Consider the following 19,279-nt stretch of genomic DNA (forward strand, 5'->3'; position numbering starts at 1 on the left):
CGATCAGGCCACCGAACCGGCGGCCGGCACGTCGGACGCGGTGAGTCGCAGCAGGTCATCGGTCGACGGGTCGGTGAGATCGGCCACCCGCTGCGCCTGGTGTTCGGTCATCCGCTGGAAGATCTGGCGCGCGGCGCGGCCGTTGCCGAACCCGTGGCCGTGGTTTATCGCAGCGAACAGGTCGTGGACGGCGGCCCGCGCGTCGTCGGCGAGCTGGTACTCGTGCTGCCGGCACTGGGCCTCGACGATGTCGGTCAGTTCGGTGGACCCGTAGTCCTCGAACGTCAGAGTTCGGGAGAACCGGGAGGCCAGGCCCGGGTTCGAGGCAATGAAGCGGCTCATCTCGAGGGGGTAGCCGGCTACGATCACCACCACGTCGTCGCGGTAATCCTCCATCAGCTTGACCAGCGTGGCGATGGCTTCCTGCCCGAAGTCGTTGGTGTGACCGGGTGGAACCAGCGAGTAGGCCTCGTCGATGAAGAGGACTCCGCCGAGTGCCCGGCGGAAGACCGCCTGGGTACGGGGGCCGGTGTGCCCGACGTACTCGCCGACCATCGTGGTCCGGTCGGCCTCGACGAGGTGGCCGCGCTCCAGCATGCCCAACGCGGCAAGCAGCCGGCCGTAGAGTCGGGCCACAGTGGTCTTGCCGGTGCCGGGGTTGCCGGCGAAGACCAGGTGCCGGCTCAATGGCGGCGCGGCGAGCCCGGCCTCCCGGCGTCGACGTACCGTCTGCATGAGTTTGATCTGTGCCTGCACATCCTGCTTGACCCGGTCCAGTCCGACCAACGCGTCCAGCTCGGCCAGCAGATCCGGCAGGTCTGCCTCGGTAGGTCGGGCCGCCTCAGTCGGAGCTGCCTCGGCCAGCACGGCACCGGCAGCCGGAGCCCCGGCCACCGCCGGGACGGCGGGATCACCGCTGGCGGCCAGTGCGGTCGGCGGCAACAAGGATTTGGCCACTTCGGTCAGCCGGATCTCCTCGAAGACCGGCTGGGCCTGTGGGTCCACATCGACGTCGAGCTCGGTGTCGCGGATCCGGGCGCGCACGATGGCCGGTGTCGCCCCGGCCCCGATATGGATCGCCGGATACGCGCTGTCGGTGAAGACGCAGTCGACGTACCGACCGCCGCCGCCCTCGGCGACGAACAACGCGTTCTTCGCGCCCGCCGTGCACGACGTGGCTGTTACCTGTGGGCTGGCCCCGGTCCACACCACGATGCCGGAGCCTTCGGCGTCACGCACCGCGCACCGCTCCACGGTGCCCCCGCTGTCCTGCTCGAAGACGATCCCGGCGGTGCCGGCCCGGTCGATACGGCAGTCGTCCAGCTCCACGGCGGCACCGACGCCGACCTGAACGCCGGACCGGCTGCTGGTGTCGACCACACAGCCGGTCAGTCGCACAGGCCGGTCCGAGCCGACGACCACCCCGTTGCGGTTGCCGGCCAGCACGGTGCCCGTGGCCGTCACCCCGGCGCTGTCGGCGGTGCTCAGTCCGGCGAGCCCGCAGCCACGCACCCAGCCGCCGGTCAACTCGACGCTACCTGCCCCGATGGCGTGCAGCCCATGCTCTGCGGATGGCCCCACCAGGGCACCTGTGGCGGTCAGTCGGCCGGTGCCGCCGACGTGCAGCACGCTGTACGTCGAGTCGCCCAGCAGGGTGTCGGTGAGTGTCACCGTGCCGCGATCGGTGACGAAGACCCCGTTGCCGGCGCAGCCGCGCACCGATCCGGCGGAGATGCTGACCTCGGCATCGTCCCGGCACACCACTCCGGTCGCGCCGGCCCGGTCCACGTCGCAGCGGTTCAGGACCAGTTGCGACCGGTCGGCGGCGACCGCGCCTGCGGCGGCGGGGTCAATCAACCGACACCCGGTCAGCTCCGTCCGCGACGACCCGAAGGTGAACACCGAGTCTCCACTGCTGCGACTCACGGTGACGTCCAACCCGGTGACCGACGCCGACTCTTCGGCCCGGATTCCGTTGCGTCCAGCCGCGACGACCGTACAACGGAGCAACTCGATCCGGGCGGTGCCACGTGCCCGAACGCCCGATCCGGTGACGGAGTCGATCCACATGTCACGCAGAGTCGTCTGCGCCGATTCGCCGGCCACCACACCTATGCCGTCGACGTCCGTGACGACGCACCGTTCGAGTAGGACTGCGGCGTTTCCGGTGGCATACAGCCCGGCCAGCCGGGCACCGGTCAGCCGGCATTCGCGCAGCACCGAGCGGGCGTTCCCGATGACCTCGATCCTGCCGCCACGCAGGTCGCAGCCGACGAGTTCCACGCTGCCGTCCTCGATCCGCAGCAGCGGTTCACCGGGGTCGGCACCGACCACCGTCAGATCGATCAACGTCGCCGCAGCGGTGATGCGCACCGGGGTGCGCGGCGCCAACGACACGCTGCCCGGCCCCTGCTCCGCACGGACCCGTGCCGCAGTGTCGACGAACAGATCCTCGTGGTACCGGCCGGGTGCCACCAGCACGGTCTGCCCAGCCGAGGCTGCCCGCAGGCCGGCCGCGATGTTCTGCGCAGCCCCCCGTTCGCCGGGCGCCACCCGGACGACGTCCGGATCGGCACCCGCCCGGCGGCCCTTCAGTCGCACCATCTCCACCCCAGCCGCACACCGTCGGTGCCGGTACTCACGTCTTTCCACCGTGCGCGTGCACCAGTTGATCCGCGTCCTCGGCACGGCTGCCGAACGGGTCGTCGGCCCGCTCCAGCGCCAGCCGACGCCGCCTGCGCGCCGCCTGGTAGCGGACCCAGAGCCGACCGCCGGCAAACAGCGCCCCGAGCACGGCGAGGACCGCCGACACCACCGACCAGGGAACCGGTTGAGACCGTTCGTCCTGCTCGAGGACAGTTACGGGCAGCCTTTCATCGACCAGCCGGCCGGTGACCGCCGCGTACGGATCGAGCCGCCCGACGCTGTCCGGGCCGTCGTCGGCGGGCCGGTCGGCGGACACGACAAGCTGCCGGCCAGTCTGTTCCCCGGACAGTCCGGGATGGGCCGAACGCACCAGCGCCGCCGCACCGGCGACGAACGCGGCGGCGTACTCCGGACCGGTGCCGACGTAGGCCCCGGTACCGGTCGCGCTGATGCTACGGATGCCGGCCGCCGGCGCGAGCAGGTCCACCGAGCCGGCCGGGTAGTCGGCGATCGGTCGCTGGTCGGGGCCGAGGCCGCCAACACGGAGCAGGCCGTCCCCGGAGGTGATCGCCGGTTCGGCGGCTGTGGCCGGTGCCACCACTACTGCGCCCCAGCCGATCGCTTCGTCGATCGCGGAACGGACCGAAGGGTCAGCGACATCGACGGACACACCGAGCAGGATCACCTTCGCCCCGGTGGCCACCGCGACCTCGATGGCGGTCACGGCTGCCGGTGGGCTCGCCGCGACGCCCCGGTCCACCAGCCGCACCGGGATGACGACGGCTCTGGGCGCCATCCCGACCAGGTCGCCGGCTCTCCCGTCGTCGGCTGCGACGATACCTGCCAGCGCCGTGCCTGAGCCGACGCAGTCGGTGTCGCCCAGACCTCTGCCGGACACGATGTCGACGCCTCGGCCGAGCCGGTCACCGAGTTCCGGCCGACCCGCTGCGACACCCGAATCGACGACAGCCACCGAAACGCCGGCACCGGTGGCGGTCCGCCACACCCGCTGCGGCGCGACCAACCGCTGTCCCCAGTTCGAGTCGGCCGGTGGGTCCGCTACCGCAGCCGGCCGGCAGCCGGTGTGGTCGGACACCGTGGAGCCGGAACCCGTTGGTTGGCCGGCGAGGGGCGCCGTGCTCCGCACCGGAGCGCTGGCCGGTCCTGCCGGGCGGTTGAGCGATCCGGACGGCCTGGGCGAATCAGCCGGTTTGGGCGAATCAGCCGGTTTCGGCGACGCCGTCGCGCCAGGTTCCGCAGCCGCTGTCGTCGGCAGTGCCCCGTGTCGCAGTCCGGTGCCGATCGCGTCCCAGGGCAGCACGAGGTGCCAGCCCTCGTTCAGTTGCCCGGGATCGCTCAGCCGGCCGCCGTCCGGCTGCTGCCGACCGGCGTTGAGTGCCAGGATTTCGCCAGCACGCTCGGCGTCGCCGAGGAACCGCTCAGCGATCGTCCACAGCGTCTCCGGCTTGCCCCGGTACAACGCGGGCACCGTGTAGTAGAGAACGTACGGCTCCACCTGTGGATCGGTAGGCGCGGCATACCCGGCTCGGACGTCGGTGACCGCGTCCGTGGCAGCCGCTGTCACCGCCACGAGCGTCGCCAGCCCGGCCAGCACGCCTCGGGCCAGGATCCCGGTCACCAGTTGACCTTCCGGATCAGCGCCCAGTCATGGTCGTCGTTCGACCTGCAGATGGACACCTCGAGGCGAAGGCCGATCGTACTGACCGCGTCACCGGGAACGTCCAGGCACAAATTTGAGGCGGTGTTGATGACCCGGTAGTACTGGACGTTGCCGGACTTCACCGAGGGCTGCAGCCGCCAGTACTGGTTCTCGTCGTCGAAACAGCCGGTTTCGTTGAGTGGCGTCCCCGACGGGACCGAGCCCAGGCCAGGCAGGTCCAGACAGTACTGGGAGGTGACGCTACGAATCCAGTACAGCTGGTTACCGGCGCTGTCGACTCGACGCGGAACGAAGGCGTACTCCTGGTTGTCTGGGGTGTGCGGGTAGCAGAAGTCCTGGTTCACGGGCCCGTCGCGGGGTCCCGGGCCGGTCCCCGGAACGTCCACGCACTTGTCGGTGCCGAAGTTGCGGATGAAGAACGGCCCGTACGAGCGGTTCGTTCCATCAGCGTCCCTGGCCATGACCGGCGGCTGGTCGGAGTCGGGCAGCCCTGGGGTACTCGGCTGCTTCGTCGTCGGCGAGGGTCGGGGGGCCGTCGGCGGAGTGTCCGTCACGCCAGGGGTCGCCTCCGACGACCGCTCGGGCACGACGGTCGGGCTGGTCGCCGCGGAGGTGGACGGCGCCGGATTGGCCGGCAGAGCCAGCCGTGGGTCCTCTGCGTACTCGGTCTCGAAGCGGCCCACCTGATCGGTCAGGGCGAGGATCCGTTCACCACCCGGCACGTCGGCCAGGGAACGGATCGTCGAGTCACCGCGCAGGAACGACGCCAACGCGAGCGGGTAGTCGTCTGGGCCGGTGCCGGGTAGGGCCTCCAGCAGGGCACACATGGTCTCCCCGAGGGCCGGCACCGCCGAGGCAGGGGTCCACGGCGAGGCCTCCGCCGATGGCCGCGCGTAGGTCACCCACACCTCGGGAAGGAACTGCGCGATGCCCTGTTCGCCGGCCGGGCCGAGTCGCTGCGGGTCGAATGCGGAAGTGGCCATGAGCTGCGCGGCGACCCGTGCGGGGGGCATCTGTGGACAGATGGAGCCGGCGGACCGGATCAGCTCGAGGTACGCGTCCGGCACCGGCAGCGGTGCGGCCTGGGTGACTCGCTGCGCGGCCACCGGCTCGGTCGCCACGGGCGCTGCTTCCCCGCTTCCGCCGAAGGCCGACTGCAAGGCGTACCACGTGGCGTACCGTTCCACGGTGTCGACGTACTCCACGGCCCCGACCGGCACGTCGCCGGCCTCGACGACGGGCTCGACACCGAGCCGGTGCGCCGCCAGCGCCAACCGCCACTTGTCGCCGTCGAGTTCGAGCACCCGCAACTGGCCGACCAGCTGGCACATGTGGTGGGCGAGCGCGGTGATGCTGGCCGGCCGATCAGCCGGCCGGGCCCCGTCCCACGGTGCCCACTTCTGCCACACGGTCGGCACCAGCCCAGCAGTGCCCTGCCCGCCGACGGCCTGCACAGCCTCGACCGGGGTCGCCGAGAACCGGGACGCGGCCATCACCTGACCGGCCAGCCGAGCCGGGGTCAGGGTGGGGCATGAGGCTGCCGCGTCGGTAAGCAGCCGGACGTCCGCGTCGGTGATCGGCGTACCGGGTAGTGGTTCTCGCGCATCGGCCGGGCTTGGTGCCAGAGAGGCCGTCAGGGTGACCATCGCGACCATGCCCAGGGCCAACCCGATGAACGCCCGGTTGCGGAACCTGGTCGACATGCCCATTCTGGCCACCAACCTTCTCAGCCTTACCTCAAGCCGACTCACCGTGCCCGCCCGAGACGGCGGTACCGGTAAGTCGGAGTGGACCTGCTGCAAGCTAGATGCACACAATGTGGAACACAGGCGATCATACCGAACCATCGATGAACTTTGCGTAAATCGACGGCCGTATGGGTCACTCCTCCAACGATGGCGAGGATGCTGCGGCTCCGCTCGGACGACCTCTCTCCGACGGCTGCCGTCGACGCCGTACCTGGCCAGTCTACGAGGACCCCTCGGTAGATCATGTACTTCGAGGGATGTCCCTAGTAGCGCCTTGTCACACTCCGATATTGATCGGTGTCTGCAGATTTCCCGCTGGCGGGGCCCGGGCCGAAGCTCGGGGTCCATGCGCCGTCCACCACGGTACGACCAAGCCCGCATAACCGACAACATACGTAAATTCAAAGATAACTAACGGACACGTCGATATCCTTTGAGCGCGGCGGCGTGGGCCTGGGAGCGCAAAGAGACGAGCAGGCCGCCGTCCAGTTTCCCCGGGCACGGGGAGCCTCAGTCGCCGGCAGCTGCCGCGACGCCGCAGCCGACGAGTCCCGCAGCCTGGAAGCTGGACCGGGCCGAGCTAGCTGCAGTCCGGGCCTGAGGTGGTGAGGCGCTACCGGAAGGCGGTCGTTGCAGGCACCAGCCATGACACGTGGCCGGCGGGCCGGCGGGCCGAGGTCGAGAGGCTCGGGGCGATTACCGACATGTTCACTGGCTGCGGTCGGCGTGGTTGGTCAGCCCTGGTGCCGGGGCCTGCCCTTGAGTCGACGGCTGAACTCCCGGGCGATCTCCCGGTCCGCCTCCCGTTCGGCGATGGCCTGCCGCTTGTCGAAACTGCGCAGGCCCTTCGCGAGGCCGAGTTCGACCTTCGCCCAACCGTTCTCGAAGTACAGCGACAGCGGTACGAGCGTCAGGCCGCCCTCCCGGAGGCGGTCCAGGATCCGATCGATCTCCACCCGACGCAGGAGCAGCTTTCGGGTACGCCGGGGCTGGTGGTTCGTCCAGCTCCCGAAGCCGTACTCGGCGATGTGCAGCCCGTGCAGCATGATCTCGCCGTCCCTTTGCTGCGCGAAGGCGTCCACCAACGACACCCGACCTGCGCGCAGCGACTTCACCTCGGTGCCGACCAGGGCTATCCCCGCCTCGTAGGTACGCAGGATCTGGTAGTCATGCCGCGCCCTCTTGTTGGTGGCCACCAACAGGTGACCGCTCTCACCGGACCTTCCCATGGAAATCACCACCTCGCTGCGGTGCCTCCCCACAAGGGTATCGGGGCGCGGTGTGAAGCAGGCTCGACGCTGCCCGGATGCGACGGTGCCTCAGACGGGCCGCTGCGTGGTGTCGCTGTCGCGGAGGCGGTCCAGCTCGTCGTGGTACATCGCCTGGATGCGGTCGTAGTGCCGGACCAGCAGCCCGATTTCCTCGACGCTGTAGCCGTCGACGAGCCGCCCCGTCTGCTCGGCGAACCGCGCGTACGGTCGTTCCAGGTCGGCCGTCCGCTCCGGCCGCAGGGCGACGATGACCCGCCGCCGGTCGGCCGGATCGCGCTCGGCGCTGACATAGCCGGCCTGCTGGAGCCGGCGCAGCATGCTGGTCACCGCCCCGGTGGTGAGGTTGGTACGCTCGGCGACCTGCCCAGCGGTGGCGGATCCGACGTCCGCCAGGTAGTCCAGGCACTCCAGGTCGCTCACGGTAAGTCCCAGCCGCTCGGCAATGGCGTACCGGAACACCATGGACAGCCGCGACGTCTCCCGCCCGGCGCGCATCAGGTCGGCGATCGCGGCCGCACGGGCCGGCTCGTGAGACATGCCGGCAATCATGCCTCCGGCACGGTGACCCGGTGCAGCCGAGGTAGCACCCGGGTCAGCACCCAGTGCGGTGCGGCTGCGCCCCCGGTGAGGCGGCGCATCAGCCCGGCGGCCGTGTCGACGGCACGGAAGGCGTACGGCACCATCTCGTCCTGGTAGGCGGCGATCGCCTCCTCCACTGGCGTACCGCTCGCCCGGGCCTGGACGAGTCTGCGGCCGAGCAGGGCGGCGTCGCGCAGCGCGGTGTTGCCACCCTGAGCGCCGAACGGCGGCATGACGTGCACGGCGTCGCCCATCATCGTCGCCCGGGGCACCGCCCACCGGCGCGGGCGTCGGCCGGCGGCGAAGACGTTGAGCACGGTGGCATCCACCTCGGACGTGTCGACCAGCCGCCGGACGAGCGGGTGGAAGTCCGCACTCGTCCGGGCGGCCAGATCCCGCAGCGCCCGCAGGTCCCCGCGGACGACGGCGGGCACCTCCTCCTGCCGCAGCAGCACTCCCCACATGACGTAGTCGTCGCCGGTGGGGGCGTAACTGCCGGGTGCCAGGCGGGCGAATGCCTCCGGCGGGCGTTCGCCGAACCGCATGGAGGTGAAGAAGAACGCGCGGCCCGGCCGGTCGGCGATGGCCAGAACCCCGCTGGTACGCAGCGCGTCGGGGATGACGCTCTCGTCGCCCTGCCACAGTGGCGACCGGCCGTAGATGCCCACCATCGGGGTGGTCGCCGGGTCCGCGTACGGGATGAGCTGTTTGCGCAGCGCAGAGCCGACGCCGTCGGCGCCCACGACGACGGTGGCCGCAGCGGTTGCGCCGTCGGCGAACCGCAGCTCTGGCCTTGCCGGGTCGCCGTTGTCCACCGCGACGGCGGCCTTGCTGTAGTGGATGCGCCCGTCCAGCCCGGATTGCAGGATTGACCGCAGGGTCAGCCGGTCGACCTGGCGGGTCGCGTGCGGCTCGTCCTTGAAGGTGATGGTGAACGCGTCCCGCAGCCGGCGGTCGGTGAAGCGCAACTGGCCACCGGGCTCGTCGCCGGTGGCCAGCGCCAGGCGGTACAGGTGGCGGGGCAGGCTCTCGCGCAGTGCCTCAAGTCCGTACCGGTCGAGGATGATTCGGTAGCCCTGCCGCCGGACGAAGGGGCCCGAATCCTGCTCGTAGACGTGCACGTCGATGCCGGCGCGCGCCAGGTACTGGGCGAGGCAGAGCCCGGCGAGCCCGGCGCCGGCGATCGCCACCGTGAAGTCAGTCGATACGCTCATCCAGTTATCTTAATGAGTAAGGCAATCCGAGCAAGGCCGTTACGGCGGTACGGGCCGCGCTGCTCAGGTTGAGCGGCGCGGCCCGTACGGCGGTTTCTGACTGCGGCTCGGCGCGGAACCGGCGGTGCTCAGCCCGGCATTGCCACCTGTGCCGGGGTCGACCGGTGGGTGGTGGTGCCGTCACCGAGCTGCCCGAACGTGTTGTCACCCCAGCACCACAGGCTGCCGTCGGTGCGTGCGGCGCAGGCGTGGTAGGTGACGGAGAAGCCGTCCGTCCAGGTGGTTGCGGTGCCTACCTGTGCCGGGGTCGACCGGTGGGTAGTGGTGCCATCGCCGAGCTGCCCGGACGAATTCTTGCCCCAGCACCACAGGCTGCCATCGGTACGGGTCGCGCACGACGAGTCGAGGCTCGCGTCCACGCTTGCCCAGTTGCTGGCTGTGCCGATCCGCAGCGGGGTGGTCTGGGAGCCGACGCCCCCGCCGAGCTGGCCGTACCCGTCCTCACCCCAGCACCACAGCGTCCCGTCGACGCGGACCGCGCAGGTGTGTACGTAGCCGGCCGTCACCTCGGCCCACGTCGTCGCGGTGCCCACCTGCGTCGGTGTCGCCCGGTAGCTCAGGATGCCGAGACCGAGCTGGCCGTCCGAGCTACTGCCCCAGCACCACAGGGTCCCGTCGGTCCGCACGGCGCAGGTGTGGGCGTAGCCGGTCGTGACGCTCGCCCAGGTGGTCGCCGTACCCACCTGCAGCGGGGTCGTCGCCTTGTAGGGAGACAAGCCGACGCCGAGTTGAGCGTGACGGTTCAGGCCCCAGCACCACAGGGTGCCGTCGGTCCGAACGGCGCAGGTGTGGTTGCTGCCGATGCTGACGCTCGCCCAGGTGGTGGCGGTGCCCACCTGCACCGGGCTGGTCCGTTTGGTGGTCGAGCCGTCGCCGACCTGCCCGCTGGAGTTGTTGCCCCAGCACCAGAGCGTTCCATCCGTGCGTACCCCGCAGGTGTTGCCGCTACCGGCGTCGATACCCGCCCACGTGGTGGCGCTGCCGATCTGAACCGGACCGGTCCGGTTCGTGGTGGTCCCGTCGCCGAGTTGACCGTAGAAGTTGTTGCCCCAGCACCACAGGGTTCCATCGGTCTGGGTCACACAGGTGTGCAGATTGCCGGCGGCGACCTGGGATACCGGCGCGGCGGCGATCGCCACCTCCCGCGCGTTCCGGTCGGCGGAGCCAACACCTGCTGTTGCTGCGCCCGCCGCGAACCCGATGGCCAACACGGTGATCCCGACGGAGGCCGTCATCGCGACAGCGGTTCGGGCTGCCTGCCGCCATCGCATCCGCAGCCAACTCTCCTGGTGTTCGTTCATGTCCTGTTCTCCCAGACATCGTCGGTTCCGGTGAGGCGGCGTTGCCCCGGCAGGTCACCAGCGACCCGCAACTACATGCCAGTGAACTATACATCGATGCCGATCAAATCTTACCGAGACCACGGGACACCGTTGCCAATGACGGGAATGCCCCGCATGAGAGCACTGTAGGAATACGTCATATGAACGCGCTTTCCTGAAGGTGTACGGTCAGCCGCACCACCAGGATCACGGCGTTGTGCTGGCGGACCTGCCACCGCCACCATTACCTACGTGGACAGTGGCAGGCTGGTGGAGGACTGCACGACAGCACCGTCTGCCAGTCGTACCCCGAATAATGCGACCTTGTCGGCGGTACCGCGCTACGGTTCTCCGGACGATCCCCGGACATCGGCCGAATGGTCGTTCCCAGCCAGGTTGGCCACTCCGTCCGGGTAACTGCGACGGCGGCGATGGTGGGCCGTGCCGGTTAGCGCGCGCCGAGGTGCTCGGCGGCGTACGCGGTGATCGTCTTGCCGAGGATCCCGGCGAGTTCTGCGCACTCGTCGGTGCTGATGGTCAACGGCGGCAGCAGCGGCATCACGCCGTCGGAGTAGCTGGTCAGCAGCCTATTGTCCCGGCAGGCCAGCCGGAGCCGGTAGACGTCGCGCACCGTCCACGGCGTACCGTCGTCGCGGTAGCGCAGCTCCAGGCCGAGCAGCAGCCCCTCACCGCGTACGTCGCCGACGTGTGGATCGTCGGCCAGCGTGTCACGCAGGATGTCGCACAGCTGCCGGCCACGGTCGCGGACGCCGTCGAGAAACCCGTCGGCGGTGAGGATGTCCAGGACGGCGAGTCCGGCGGCGGCACCGAGCGGGTGCCCGTCGGTGGTGCTGCCGTTCGGGAAGCCGAGCCGGAACGGCGGCTCGGCGAGTGCGTCGAAGATCGGATCGGCGACCGCGAGCGCGGCGAGCGGGAAGTAGCCGGCGCTGAGACCCTTGCCGAGCACGATCATGTCGGGCGGGCTGGGCAGCCGCTCGCTGACCGTCATCGCCGCGGCCCGGCCGGCGCCGGTGGTCACCTCGTCGGCGACGACATGGATGTCCCGGGCCCGGCAGTAGTCGATCAGCGCCGCCAACTGGTCCACGCTGGCGGCGTGCAGATAGTTGCCCATCACCGGTTCGACGATGACGGCGGTCACCTGCGACGCGTCGAGCCGGTCGACGACACCGGCGACGGCGTCGAGCAGTCCGTCGCCCCCGGCGACGTGCACCACGCGGTCGTCCAGCGGCGCCGACCACTCGTGCAGGATCTGCTCACCGGTGAGCGCGGTGGCCAACGGCCCGGTGCCGTGGTAGCTGCCGTGCACCGCGATGATCCGATCACGGCCGGTCTCGCCGGTCATCCTCCGGTGGAAGCGGGACAGCATGCCGGCCGCCTCGGTCATCTGGCTGCCGGTGTTGCCGAACCGGATGTGCCGCAGGGTCGGCGGCAGCGTCGCGGCGAGGGCGGCGGCGTACCGCACGGTGACCCGGGGCGGATGCTCGTAGCGCATGACCGTGCCGGACGGCAACTCGTCGAGCTGGCGGCGCATCGCCGCCTTGACCGGCTCGCACGAGTAACCGAGGGTGACGTTCCACATCGACGAGCGGGCGTCGAGGTAACGTCGGCCGGCCTGGTCGACGGCGTAGCTGCCGTCGCCGCCGACGAGGAACATGTCCGGGTCGGACTCGGCGAGGAACTCGCCCATCGGGGTGATGCCGTGCCAGGCGTGGTAGGTGGACCGGTCGATCATCGGGCAGCTCCTCGGCGGGCGGCGGACACCACGTGCTCCTGGTCCGGCAGCAGGGCGGCGCTCAGTGGCGGGCTCACCGGCGCCGGGACCGGCGCACCGGCGAGCAGATCGAGCCGGTGCGGCGCGACCGCACCGGCCCGCACCAGATGCAGGCCGAGCGCGGACATCACGCTGACGCCGGCCGGGGCCTCGTCGACCAGGATCACCTGACCACCGGCGTCACGGACCATGGCGGTGACGCCGTCGAGGTCCAGCGGTGCGGCGGTACGCAGGTCGACCACCTGGGCGTGCAGCCCGTCCCGGTCAAGGACGGCGGCGGCTCGCAGGCAGGTGGCGACGGTGTTGCCGATGCCGACGAGGGTGAGGTCGCGGCCGGGGCGGGCGCGGCCGGCGACGCCGAACGGCAGTGCGGCGTCGGTCGGCTCCGGCTCGGGCAGCGAACTCCAGTCGGCGGCGTACAGCCGGGGCGATTCCAGCACCACCACCGGATCCGGGTGCACCAGCGCGGTGCGCAGCAGCCCGGCGGCGGCGTTCGGTGACCCGGGAACCGCGACGACCAGCCCGGGAATCTGGCTGAGCAGGCCGTGCGCAGCGTGTTCGTGCTGGGCACCGAGCTGCTCGCTGCCCTGGGTCAGCCCGCGCACCACCACCGGTACGGTGAACTGCCCGTCGGACATGTACCGCCACTTGGTGGCCTCGTTGACCAGCTGGTCGAAGGCGGTGAACAGGAAGGCGGCGCGGGCGATGCTGACCAGCACCCGGCGGCCGAGCAGCGCCATCCCGACCGCCATGCCGAGCATGGTGTTCTCGGCGATCGGCAGCCGTACCATCCGCTCGGCACCGAACAGCTCGATGAGGTCGGGCTGCTGGTACGTGCAGAACATACTCATCGTGGGCTGGTCGGCCAGGGCGCCGCGGACCGCCCCGACGGACGGGTGCCGGCGGGTCATGCCACCGGCTCCCGCACCGTGACGGCCTCCGGCCAGGTGGCACCGGGCGGCCAGGCCGCGGCAGTGACCGCGGTGACCGCGCTCGCCGGATCCGGTCGGTCGGCGGCCAGCGCGTCGGCGAAAACCTCGGCCAGCTCCTCGGTGACCTGATCGCGGATCGCAGCAGCCTGCTCATGGATCCCGGCGGAGGGTCCGGCGAGGGCCGCCTCGACGCGGGACAGCGGATCCTGGGCCAGCCAGCGCTCCCGTTCGGCGGCCGGACGGTACTCACCCGGCGGCTGCGGGCCGAGCTGGGCATGGAAGTGCCGCAGGTAGGTGTGGGCGACGAGGACCTGCGGGCGGCCGGCCCGGCAGTGTGCCAGGGCCGCCGCCGCAGCCCGGTGCACCGCGGCCACGTCGTTGCCGTCGACCTCGTCGCAGTCCAGCCCCAGGCCGCGGGCGATCTCACCGGGGGTACGGTGCCGCACCAGGTCGCTCGGGGTGTGGTCCTGCCAGCCGTTCTCCTCGCAGACCAGCAGCAGCGGTAACCCGAGCACGGCGGCGACGGTGAGCGTCTCGTAGGCGGCGCCGGCGCCGAACGCGCCGTCACCGCAGAACGCGACGACCGCCCGGCCGCTGCCGGCGGTCTTCTCCGCCAACGCTGCTCCGGCCGCGATCGGCAGCTGTGCGGCCACAATGGAGCTGGCACCGAGCAGGTAGCGGGACCGGTCGGCGATGTGCATCGACCCGGCCTTGCCGCCGCAGACCCCGCCGACCCGGCCGAGGATCTCCCGGGCCAGCCCGGCGGCCGCCACCCCGGCGGCCAACGCGTGCCCGTGACACCGGTAGAAGCTCACCACCCACTCGTCGGGCTGCCGGGCGGCCAGCACCCCGACCGCGACAGCCTCCTGCCCGGTGTACGGGTGGACCGAGCCGGGTACCTGGCCGGCGGCGGCGCACCGCAGAACCTGCTCCTCGAAGACCCTGATCCGAACCATCTCGCGGTACGCGTCCGACAGGTCCATCGTCTGGGCGTTCCCCGTCCCTGCGCCGGCGGAGAACCATTCACCGGCCGCATCGGAAGCAATCATGATCACCTGCTGAATGTCGCTAATTATAGGTGACTGATCGACGCTGGTCGCAATACTGGAATTGGTCGGGGTCCGGTCAGGATGTGGTCAGGTTGTGGGTGGCCACCCGCCGGGAAACGACGGTGACGGTGCCCAGAAAAGCTACGGCAGCGAAGCAGATCAGGGTGGGCAGCACCCCCCAGAGTTGCGCCGCGACACCGGCGAGCAGCGATCCGACCGGCACCGCCAGCACCGCAAGCGCCCGGCTCAACGCGAGCACCCGGCCCAGCAGCGGGCCGGGGACCACGGACTGTTGCAGCGACACCGAGGCGATCAGCCAGACCGTGGCGCAGAACCCGAAGATCATTTCGTAGACGATCAGGGTCAGCACCGACGGCGTGACGGCGGCCAGCGGGATCAGCATCAGAGCGGCCCCGGCGAGCGGGGCGAACACCGGGACCACCCGGGGATGGCCGAGCCGGGCGATCACCCGTCGCGCGGTGGCCACGCCGACGACGGCGGCGACGCTGTTGACCGCGAAGGTCAACCCGAGCACCCACGGCGACAGGTCGAGGACCCGGTAGGCGTACAGCACGTAGAGACCGCCGATCGCGGACCCGCCGAGGTTCAGCGCGGCGGCGGTGACCGCGATCCGGACCAACTCCGGACGGCCGCGTAGCGCCGCCACCCCGTCGCGCAACGCCCGTAGTGGATGTTCCGGCACCGGCGGCGCCCCGCCCGCCCGGGGCCGCAGCGCGGCGAAACCGGCGGCGGCCAGCGCCTGCGCCGCAGCGTTCGCCGACATCGCCAGCGCCCCGCCGAGGGTCTGCACCAGCCAGCCGGCCAGCGCCGGCCCGGCGATCTGGCCGGCCGACTGGGCACCGGCCAGCGCGGCGTTCGCCGGCACCAGCCGGCCCGGTTCGACCAGTTGCGGCACGGTGGCCTGCAGGCCGATGGTGACCAGCCCACCGAGGATGCCGGACAGGCCGGCCACGGCGTACAGCAGCGGCAGCGAGAGCACTCCGGCCAGCGCGGCGACCGGTACGGCCAGCACCACGGCGGCGGTTCCGGCGCTGGCGGCCATGAGCAGCCGGCGCCGGTCGACGACCCGGTCGACGACCACCCCGAGCAGCGGTGCGGCGAGCGCCTGGGCGCCGTACTCGAGGGCGAACAGGGTGGCCGCTGCCACCGGCGAGGCGTGCAGCGCCACCACGGCGACGGTCGGCAGGGCCAGCGCGGCGACGTGGGTGCCGACGACGCTGGCGGCCTGAGCGGCGACGGCCGGGCGCAGCGGTCGATCCACCGCGATCGACGTGGCGAGACGGCCGGGCATGGGCACCACTCCTCGGCTCGGTCGGTCGAGTCACCTTCCCACAGCTGCGGTCGACATCGGAAGTAACGGTGATCGAGGTAAATACCTTTCGCCCGTTTCGCTGGTCGCGGACCGACCACCGGCCGGCCCGGTAATGCTTGCCGTTCCGACGCGATGTCATTTATGCTCATCACATCGTGCGCCGCAGACGGCGCGCATCCTCGCCGCCGCATACGAATCAGCGCACCGAGAATCTCCTGCTTGTCGTAATCCCGTGACCGACACTGGGCGGCAAGCCTGCCGGGGAGTTGCCAATGGCACTCATCGATGCCGATGATCTTGATTGCAACGAGTTGGCGTACCGCGTCTTCGGCGTGACCCGCGACAAGACGCCGTGGCGCGCCGCGGACATCATCGCCGACGGGCCGGCGGACCCCGGCTGGGAGCGGGCCGAGCTGGCCTGGCGGATGTCCTCGCGCGGCTACTACGCCGAGCAGGCCGGGCTGGTCGCCGCCGCGACGCTGGCCGCGCAGACCGAGGACGCGCCGCTGCGGTTCAGCCTGGCCCTGGCCACCGCCGACGAGGCCCGACACGCGGACGCCTTCTACCAGTACGCGAAGCTGGTCGGCGGCGGTGAGCCGGAGCCGGAGGCGCCCGAGCTGATGGAGCCGCTGGACACGGCGCTGACCCGGTTGCCGTACATGGGCCGGGCGCTGGTGCACACCATGCTGGAGGGGTTCGCCGCCGACGAGTTCATCCTGCTGCGCGAGGTGTTCGCTGGTGACCCGCTCGGCCTGCTCTACCACCACGTACGCCGCGACGAGATCCAGCACGTCGCGATCGGCCTGAACTACCTGGCCCGCGAGTCCGCCACGGGCGAGGGGCGCGAGCTGTGGCGCGAGTACGGGTCTCAGTGGCATGAGATCGGCATGCGACTGACCTACCTGGACAAGATCTCGGTGTCCCTCGCCGATCTGACCGGCCGCGAGCCCGACCGGCTGCGGCACTGGTTTCTCCGCCGGCACCGGGCCCGCCTGAGCGCCGGTGGAGTCGACATGGACGGAGGGAGGTGAAGATCTTGACCATCAAGAAGGTCACCATCAAGACGCCGGCTCACGGCACCTGCAAGTACCTGGTCCCGACTCGGAAGGCCGAGAAGTGACCGCGGCCGGCGAAGCGCGGGTAGGACCGCGTGGAGGGCCGAAGACGTGATCGGCCGGATGGGGCGGTCCCGCCCCATCCGGCGCACCTCGGTACGACGCGCTCACCAACTGGAGGCCCGGCCGATGTCCGTATGTCTGGTCGCCATGCCCTGGCAGGCCATCGAATCACCATCACTGCCGATCGGGTTGCTCAAGGCGGTGACCGTCGCCAGTGGGCGGCCTGCCCCGACGGCGTACCACGGGAGCCTGCGCTGGGCCGAGTTCCTGATGGAACGCAGCGACGGCGAGCTGAGCCCGGCCGACTACACCGAGGTCGCCGAGGTGGGCCTGTTCGACGGCCTCGGTGACTGGGTCTTCGCCGGGGTGCTGCACGACGACCCCGAGTTCGGCGTGGAGACGCTGCGCCGCTACGCGGCCGAGTACGGCACCGGCATCGCCGGCCCGACCGCGATGCGCCAGTACGCCGCCGACTTCGTCGAGCTGGCCGCCGCCGAGATCCTCGCCAACGATCCCCGGCTGGTCGGCTTCACCACCACGTTCATGCAGAACGTGCCGAGCCTCGCGGTCGCCCGGCGGATCCGCCAGCTCGACCCCGGCGTACGGATCGCGTTCGGAGGTGGCAACTGCGACGGCGCGATGGGGATCGCCCTGCACCGCAACTTCCCGTTCGTCGACTTCGTGGTACGCGGGGAAGGCGAGGTGGCGTTCCCGATGCTGCTCGACGCGCTCGACGCTGGTGACAACCTTGACGCCCGGCTCACCCGGGTACCCGGGCTGTCCTGGCGCCGGGCCGACGGCACCGCACGGCACAACCCGCAGGGCGCGCTGCTGCCCCCGGCACGTATCCCCACCCCGGACTTCGACGACTGGTTCGACCAGCTCGCCGCATCGCCGGTCGGCGAGTACATCGAACCCAAGCTGGTCCTCGAGGGCGCCCGGGGCTGCTGGTGGGGCGAGAAGCACCACTGCACCTTCTGCGGGCTCAACGGCACCGCGATGACGTTCCGGGCCAAGCCCGCCGAACGCATGATCGCCGAGATGACCGAGCTGGTCGGCCGGCACCAGACCCTCGACGTGATCATGGTCGACAACATCATCGACAACCACTACTACGCCGAGTTCCTGCCCCGCGTCGCCGCGCTCGGCTGGGACCTGCGGCTGCACTACGAGGTCAAGTCCAACCTACGGCCGACCGAGATCGACGCGCTGCGCGCGGCCGGCGTGGCCCACGTACAGCCCGGCATCGAATCGCTGGTCAGCCCGGTGCTCAAGCTGATGGACAAGGGCGTCTCCGGCGTCCACAACGTAAGGACTCTGCGCGACTGCGAGTCCGCCGGCCTCACCGTGTCGTGGAACTGGCTGTACGGATTCCCCGGCGAACGCCGCGTCGACTACGACTCGGTGCTGCGTCAGCTCCCCCGGCTGATGCACCTGCAGCCGCCGGCCGGTTCGTCGCGAATCCTGCTCGAACGCTTCAGCCCGTACTTCGAGAATCCGGTGCTCGGCTTCCCGACCCGCCGGGCCGCCCGGCTCTACCAGCACGTCTACAACCTGCCCGAGAACGAGCTGGCCGACCTGGTCTACCTGTTCGACACCGAACCCGCCGGCCTGTCCGAGCAGGACGCCGAGCCGTTGAACGAGCTACTCAAACGCTGGACCGACGGCTATCCGGCCAGCGCGCTGCAGCTGCTCACCGGCCTGGACGCCGAGGAGATCGTGATTGCCGACCGGCGGGTCGGCTGGCCGGACCGCGAACACCGCATCGCCGACCCCCGGCTGCGCCGCGCCTACGCCGAGCTGGAACACGGCCGTACCGTCGGGGCCCTGGCCGGGCGGCTCGCCGCCGCCGGGCTGCCGGTGGAGACCGATCGGCTGGCGCGGTGGCTGGCCGAACTCGACGACGCCGGGCTGGTCTTCGAGGAGAACGGTCGCTGGATAACCCTGGCGACCACCGTCGAACCGGTCAAGGTGGCTTGAGATGGGTACGGCGACGCTGCTCACCGACCGTACCGATCTGGCTGCCTGGTCGCTGCGGACGGTGACCCTGCCGGAGCCACTGGACTTCGGCGACTCCCCCGAACAGGATTTGGCCCAGCTGCGTTTCCTGCGCGCGGTGACCAGCCACGCGGTACGGCTGCGCTGGACCCTGCGCGGGCGGCCGTCGTTCCCGCTGGAAACCCACGTGCACCTGGTCGCGCCGTCGGCCGGCACCGACCAGGCCAGCCGGGCCTACGCCGGCGAATGGGGGCTGGCCTACCGGTACGGCAGCTGCTACTACCGTCGCGGGCCGGCCATGGTGGTGGTCAAGGATGTCCGGCCCGGGGTCGAGGCAAGCCGGATGGTGATCACCGACGGTGCCGACGCGTTCCTGCGGCTGGCCGAGGACCCGTCCGGGGTGCCGGCGCCGGGCGACGTCGACGCGGCGGCCGCCGCCGTCGAAGCCGGGCTGGCCTGCGCCGCCGGCGACGCGGTGCTGATCCTGCCCTACCGGATGCGGCACTGGCCGGTGCCGCACGTCGCGGTCTGAGGCG

14 protein-coding genes are annotated in these 19,279 nt (G+C 70.9%); 3 read left to right on the forward strand and 11 right to left on the reverse strand.

What is annotated here, in order from left to right:
• Nucleotides 1-3 precede the first annotated feature (3 nt).
• From O7621_RS03460 to O7621_RS03510, 11 genes are all read right to left on the reverse strand, one after another.
• Complete coding sequence (locus tag O7621_RS03460; protein WP_282234441.1) at nt 4-2,604, reverse strand: right-handed parallel beta-helix repeat-containing protein; 2,601 nt, start codon at nt 2,602-2,604, stop codon at nt 4-6.
• A 34-nt stretch (nt 2,605-2,638) separates the two neighbouring features.
• The gene (locus O7621_RS03465) at nt 2,639-4,285 is read right to left on the reverse strand and encodes a S8 family serine peptidase (protein ID WP_282232687.1); all 1,647 of its coding nucleotides are present in this window, start codon (nt 4,283-4,285) and stop codon (nt 2,639-2,641) included.
• Nucleotides 4,282-6,030 (reverse strand): RICIN domain-containing protein, encoded by a 1,749-nt coding sequence (locus tag O7621_RS03470; protein WP_282232688.1) that lies wholly within the window; start codon nt 6,028-6,030, stop codon nt 4,282-4,284. Before O7621_RS03470 ends, O7621_RS03465 begins: the two co-directional genes overlap by 4 nt.
• A 779-nt stretch (nt 6,031-6,809) precedes the next feature.
• Entirely contained in the window at nt 6,810-7,304 is a 495-nt protein-coding gene (gene smpB, locus O7621_RS03475) for an SsrA-binding protein SmpB (protein ID WP_282232689.1), read from the reverse strand.
• Between the two features lie 90 nt (nt 7,305-7,394).
• Nucleotides 7,395-7,883: a MarR family transcriptional regulator gene (locus O7621_RS03480; protein ID WP_282232690.1), complete on the reverse strand. Its 489-nt coding sequence runs from the start codon at nt 7,881-7,883 to the stop codon at nt 7,395-7,397.
• 8 nt (nt 7,884-7,891) lie between these two features.
• Entirely contained in the window at nt 7,892-9,139 is a 1,248-nt protein-coding gene (locus O7621_RS03485) for an NAD(P)/FAD-dependent oxidoreductase (RefSeq protein ID WP_282232691.1), read from the reverse strand.
• A 128-nt stretch (nt 9,140-9,267) separates the two neighbouring features.
• Nucleotides 9,268-10,500, reverse strand: coding sequence for a hypothetical protein (locus tag O7621_RS03490; RefSeq protein ID WP_282232692.1), 1,233 nt, complete (start codon nt 10,498-10,500; stop codon nt 9,268-9,270).
• A 469-nt stretch (nt 10,501-10,969) separates the two neighbouring features.
• On the reverse strand, nt 10,970-12,274 hold the full coding sequence (locus tag O7621_RS03495) for an aminotransferase class III-fold pyridoxal phosphate-dependent enzyme (protein WP_282232693.1): 1,305 nt from the start codon (nt 12,272-12,274) through the stop codon (nt 10,970-10,972).
• On the reverse strand, nt 12,271-13,224 hold the full coding sequence (locus O7621_RS03500; RefSeq protein ID WP_282232694.1) for a transketolase C-terminal domain-containing protein: 954 nt from the start codon (nt 13,222-13,224) through the stop codon (nt 12,271-12,273). The genes O7621_RS03495 and O7621_RS03500 overlap by 4 nt, the downstream gene beginning before the upstream one ends.
• Nucleotides 13,221-14,294 carry a thiamine pyrophosphate-dependent enzyme gene (locus O7621_RS03505; RefSeq protein ID WP_282232695.1) on the reverse strand — a complete coding sequence of 358 codons (1,074 nt, stop codon included), beginning with the start codon at nt 14,292-14,294 and terminating at the stop codon, nt 13,221-13,223. The genes O7621_RS03500 and O7621_RS03505 overlap by 4 nt, the downstream gene beginning before the upstream one ends.
• Nucleotides 14,295-14,370: 76 nt before the next feature.
• On the reverse strand, nt 14,371-15,606 hold the full coding sequence (locus O7621_RS03510) for an MFS transporter (protein ID WP_282232696.1): 1,236 nt from the start codon (nt 15,604-15,606) through the stop codon (nt 14,371-14,373).
• A 293-nt stretch (nt 15,607-15,899) separates the two neighbouring features.
• Here O7621_RS03510 and O7621_RS03515 point away from each other — a divergent pair, with 293 nt between their 5' ends.
• The 3 genes from O7621_RS03515 (at nt 15,900) to O7621_RS03525 (ending at nt 19,275) form a co-directional block, all read left to right on the forward strand.
• Nucleotides 15,900-16,658, forward strand: coding sequence for a ferritin-like domain-containing protein (locus O7621_RS03515; protein ID WP_282232697.1), 759 nt, complete (start codon nt 15,900-15,902; stop codon nt 16,656-16,658).
• A gap of 213 nt (nt 16,659-16,871) precedes the next feature.
• A complete protein-coding gene (locus O7621_RS03520) occupies nt 16,872-18,725 on the forward strand; it encodes a RiPP maturation radical SAM C-methyltransferase (RefSeq protein ID WP_282232698.1) in 1,854 nt (617 codons plus the stop codon).
• 1 nt (nt 18,726) lies between these two features.
• Nucleotides 18,727-19,275: a DUF5825 family protein gene (locus tag O7621_RS03525; protein WP_282232699.1), complete on the forward strand. Its 549-nt coding sequence runs from the start codon at nt 18,727-18,729 to the stop codon at nt 19,273-19,275.
• The last annotated feature ends 4 nt before the right edge of the window (nt 19,276-19,279 follow it).

It is taken from the genome of Solwaraspora sp. WMMD937 (genome assembly GCF_029581175.1).
In the GTDB taxonomy this organism is placed as follows: domain Bacteria; phylum Actinomycetota; class Actinomycetes; order Mycobacteriales; family Micromonosporaceae; genus Micromonospora_E.

Bases quoted from the DNA above. Each gene is read 5' to 3' on its own strand.
- O7621_RS03460 (WP_282234441.1), bottom strand. From the start codon at position 2,604: ATGGTGCGACTGAAGGGCCGCCGGGCGGGTGCCGATCCGGACGTCGTC.
- O7621_RS03470 (WP_282232688.1), bottom strand. From the start codon at position 6,030: ATGTCGACCAGGTTCCGCAACCGGGCGTTCATCGGGTTGGCCCTGGGC.
- smpB (WP_282232689.1), bottom strand. From the start codon at position 7,304: ATGGGAAGGTCCGGTGAGAGCGGTCACCTGTTGGTGGCCACCAACAAG.
- O7621_RS03480 (WP_282232690.1), bottom strand. From the start codon at position 7,883: ATGTCTCACGAGCCGGCCCGTGCGGCCGCGATCGCCGACCTGATGCGC.
- O7621_RS03485 (WP_282232691.1), bottom strand. From the start codon at position 9,139: ATGAGCGTATCGACTGACTTCACGGTGGCGATCGCCGGCGCCGGGCTC.
- O7621_RS03490 (WP_282232692.1), bottom strand. From the start codon at position 10,500: ATGAACGAACACCAGGAGAGTTGGCTGCGGATGCGATGGCGGCAGGCA.
- O7621_RS03495 (WP_282232693.1), bottom strand. From the start codon at position 12,274: ATGATCGACCGGTCCACCTACCACGCCTGGCACGGCATCACCCCGATG.
- O7621_RS03500 (WP_282232694.1), bottom strand. From the start codon at position 13,224: ATGACCCGCCGGCACCCGTCCGTCGGGGCGGTCCGCGGCGCCCTGGCC.
- O7621_RS03505 (WP_282232695.1), bottom strand. From the start codon at position 14,294: ATGATTGCTTCCGATGCGGCCGGTGAATGGTTCTCCGCCGGCGCAGGG.
- O7621_RS03510 (WP_282232696.1), bottom strand. From the start codon at position 15,606: ATGCCCGGCCGTCTCGCCACGTCGATCGCGGTGGATCGACCGCTGCGC.
- O7621_RS03515 (WP_282232697.1), top strand. From the start codon at position 15,900: ATGGCACTCATCGATGCCGATGATCTTGATTGCAACGAGTTGGCGTAC.
- O7621_RS03520 (WP_282232698.1), top strand. From the start codon at position 16,872: ATGTCCGTATGTCTGGTCGCCATGCCCTGGCAGGCCATCGAATCACCA.
- O7621_RS03525 (WP_282232699.1), top strand. From the start codon at position 18,727: ATGGGTACGGCGACGCTGCTCACCGACCGTACCGATCTGGCTGCCTGG.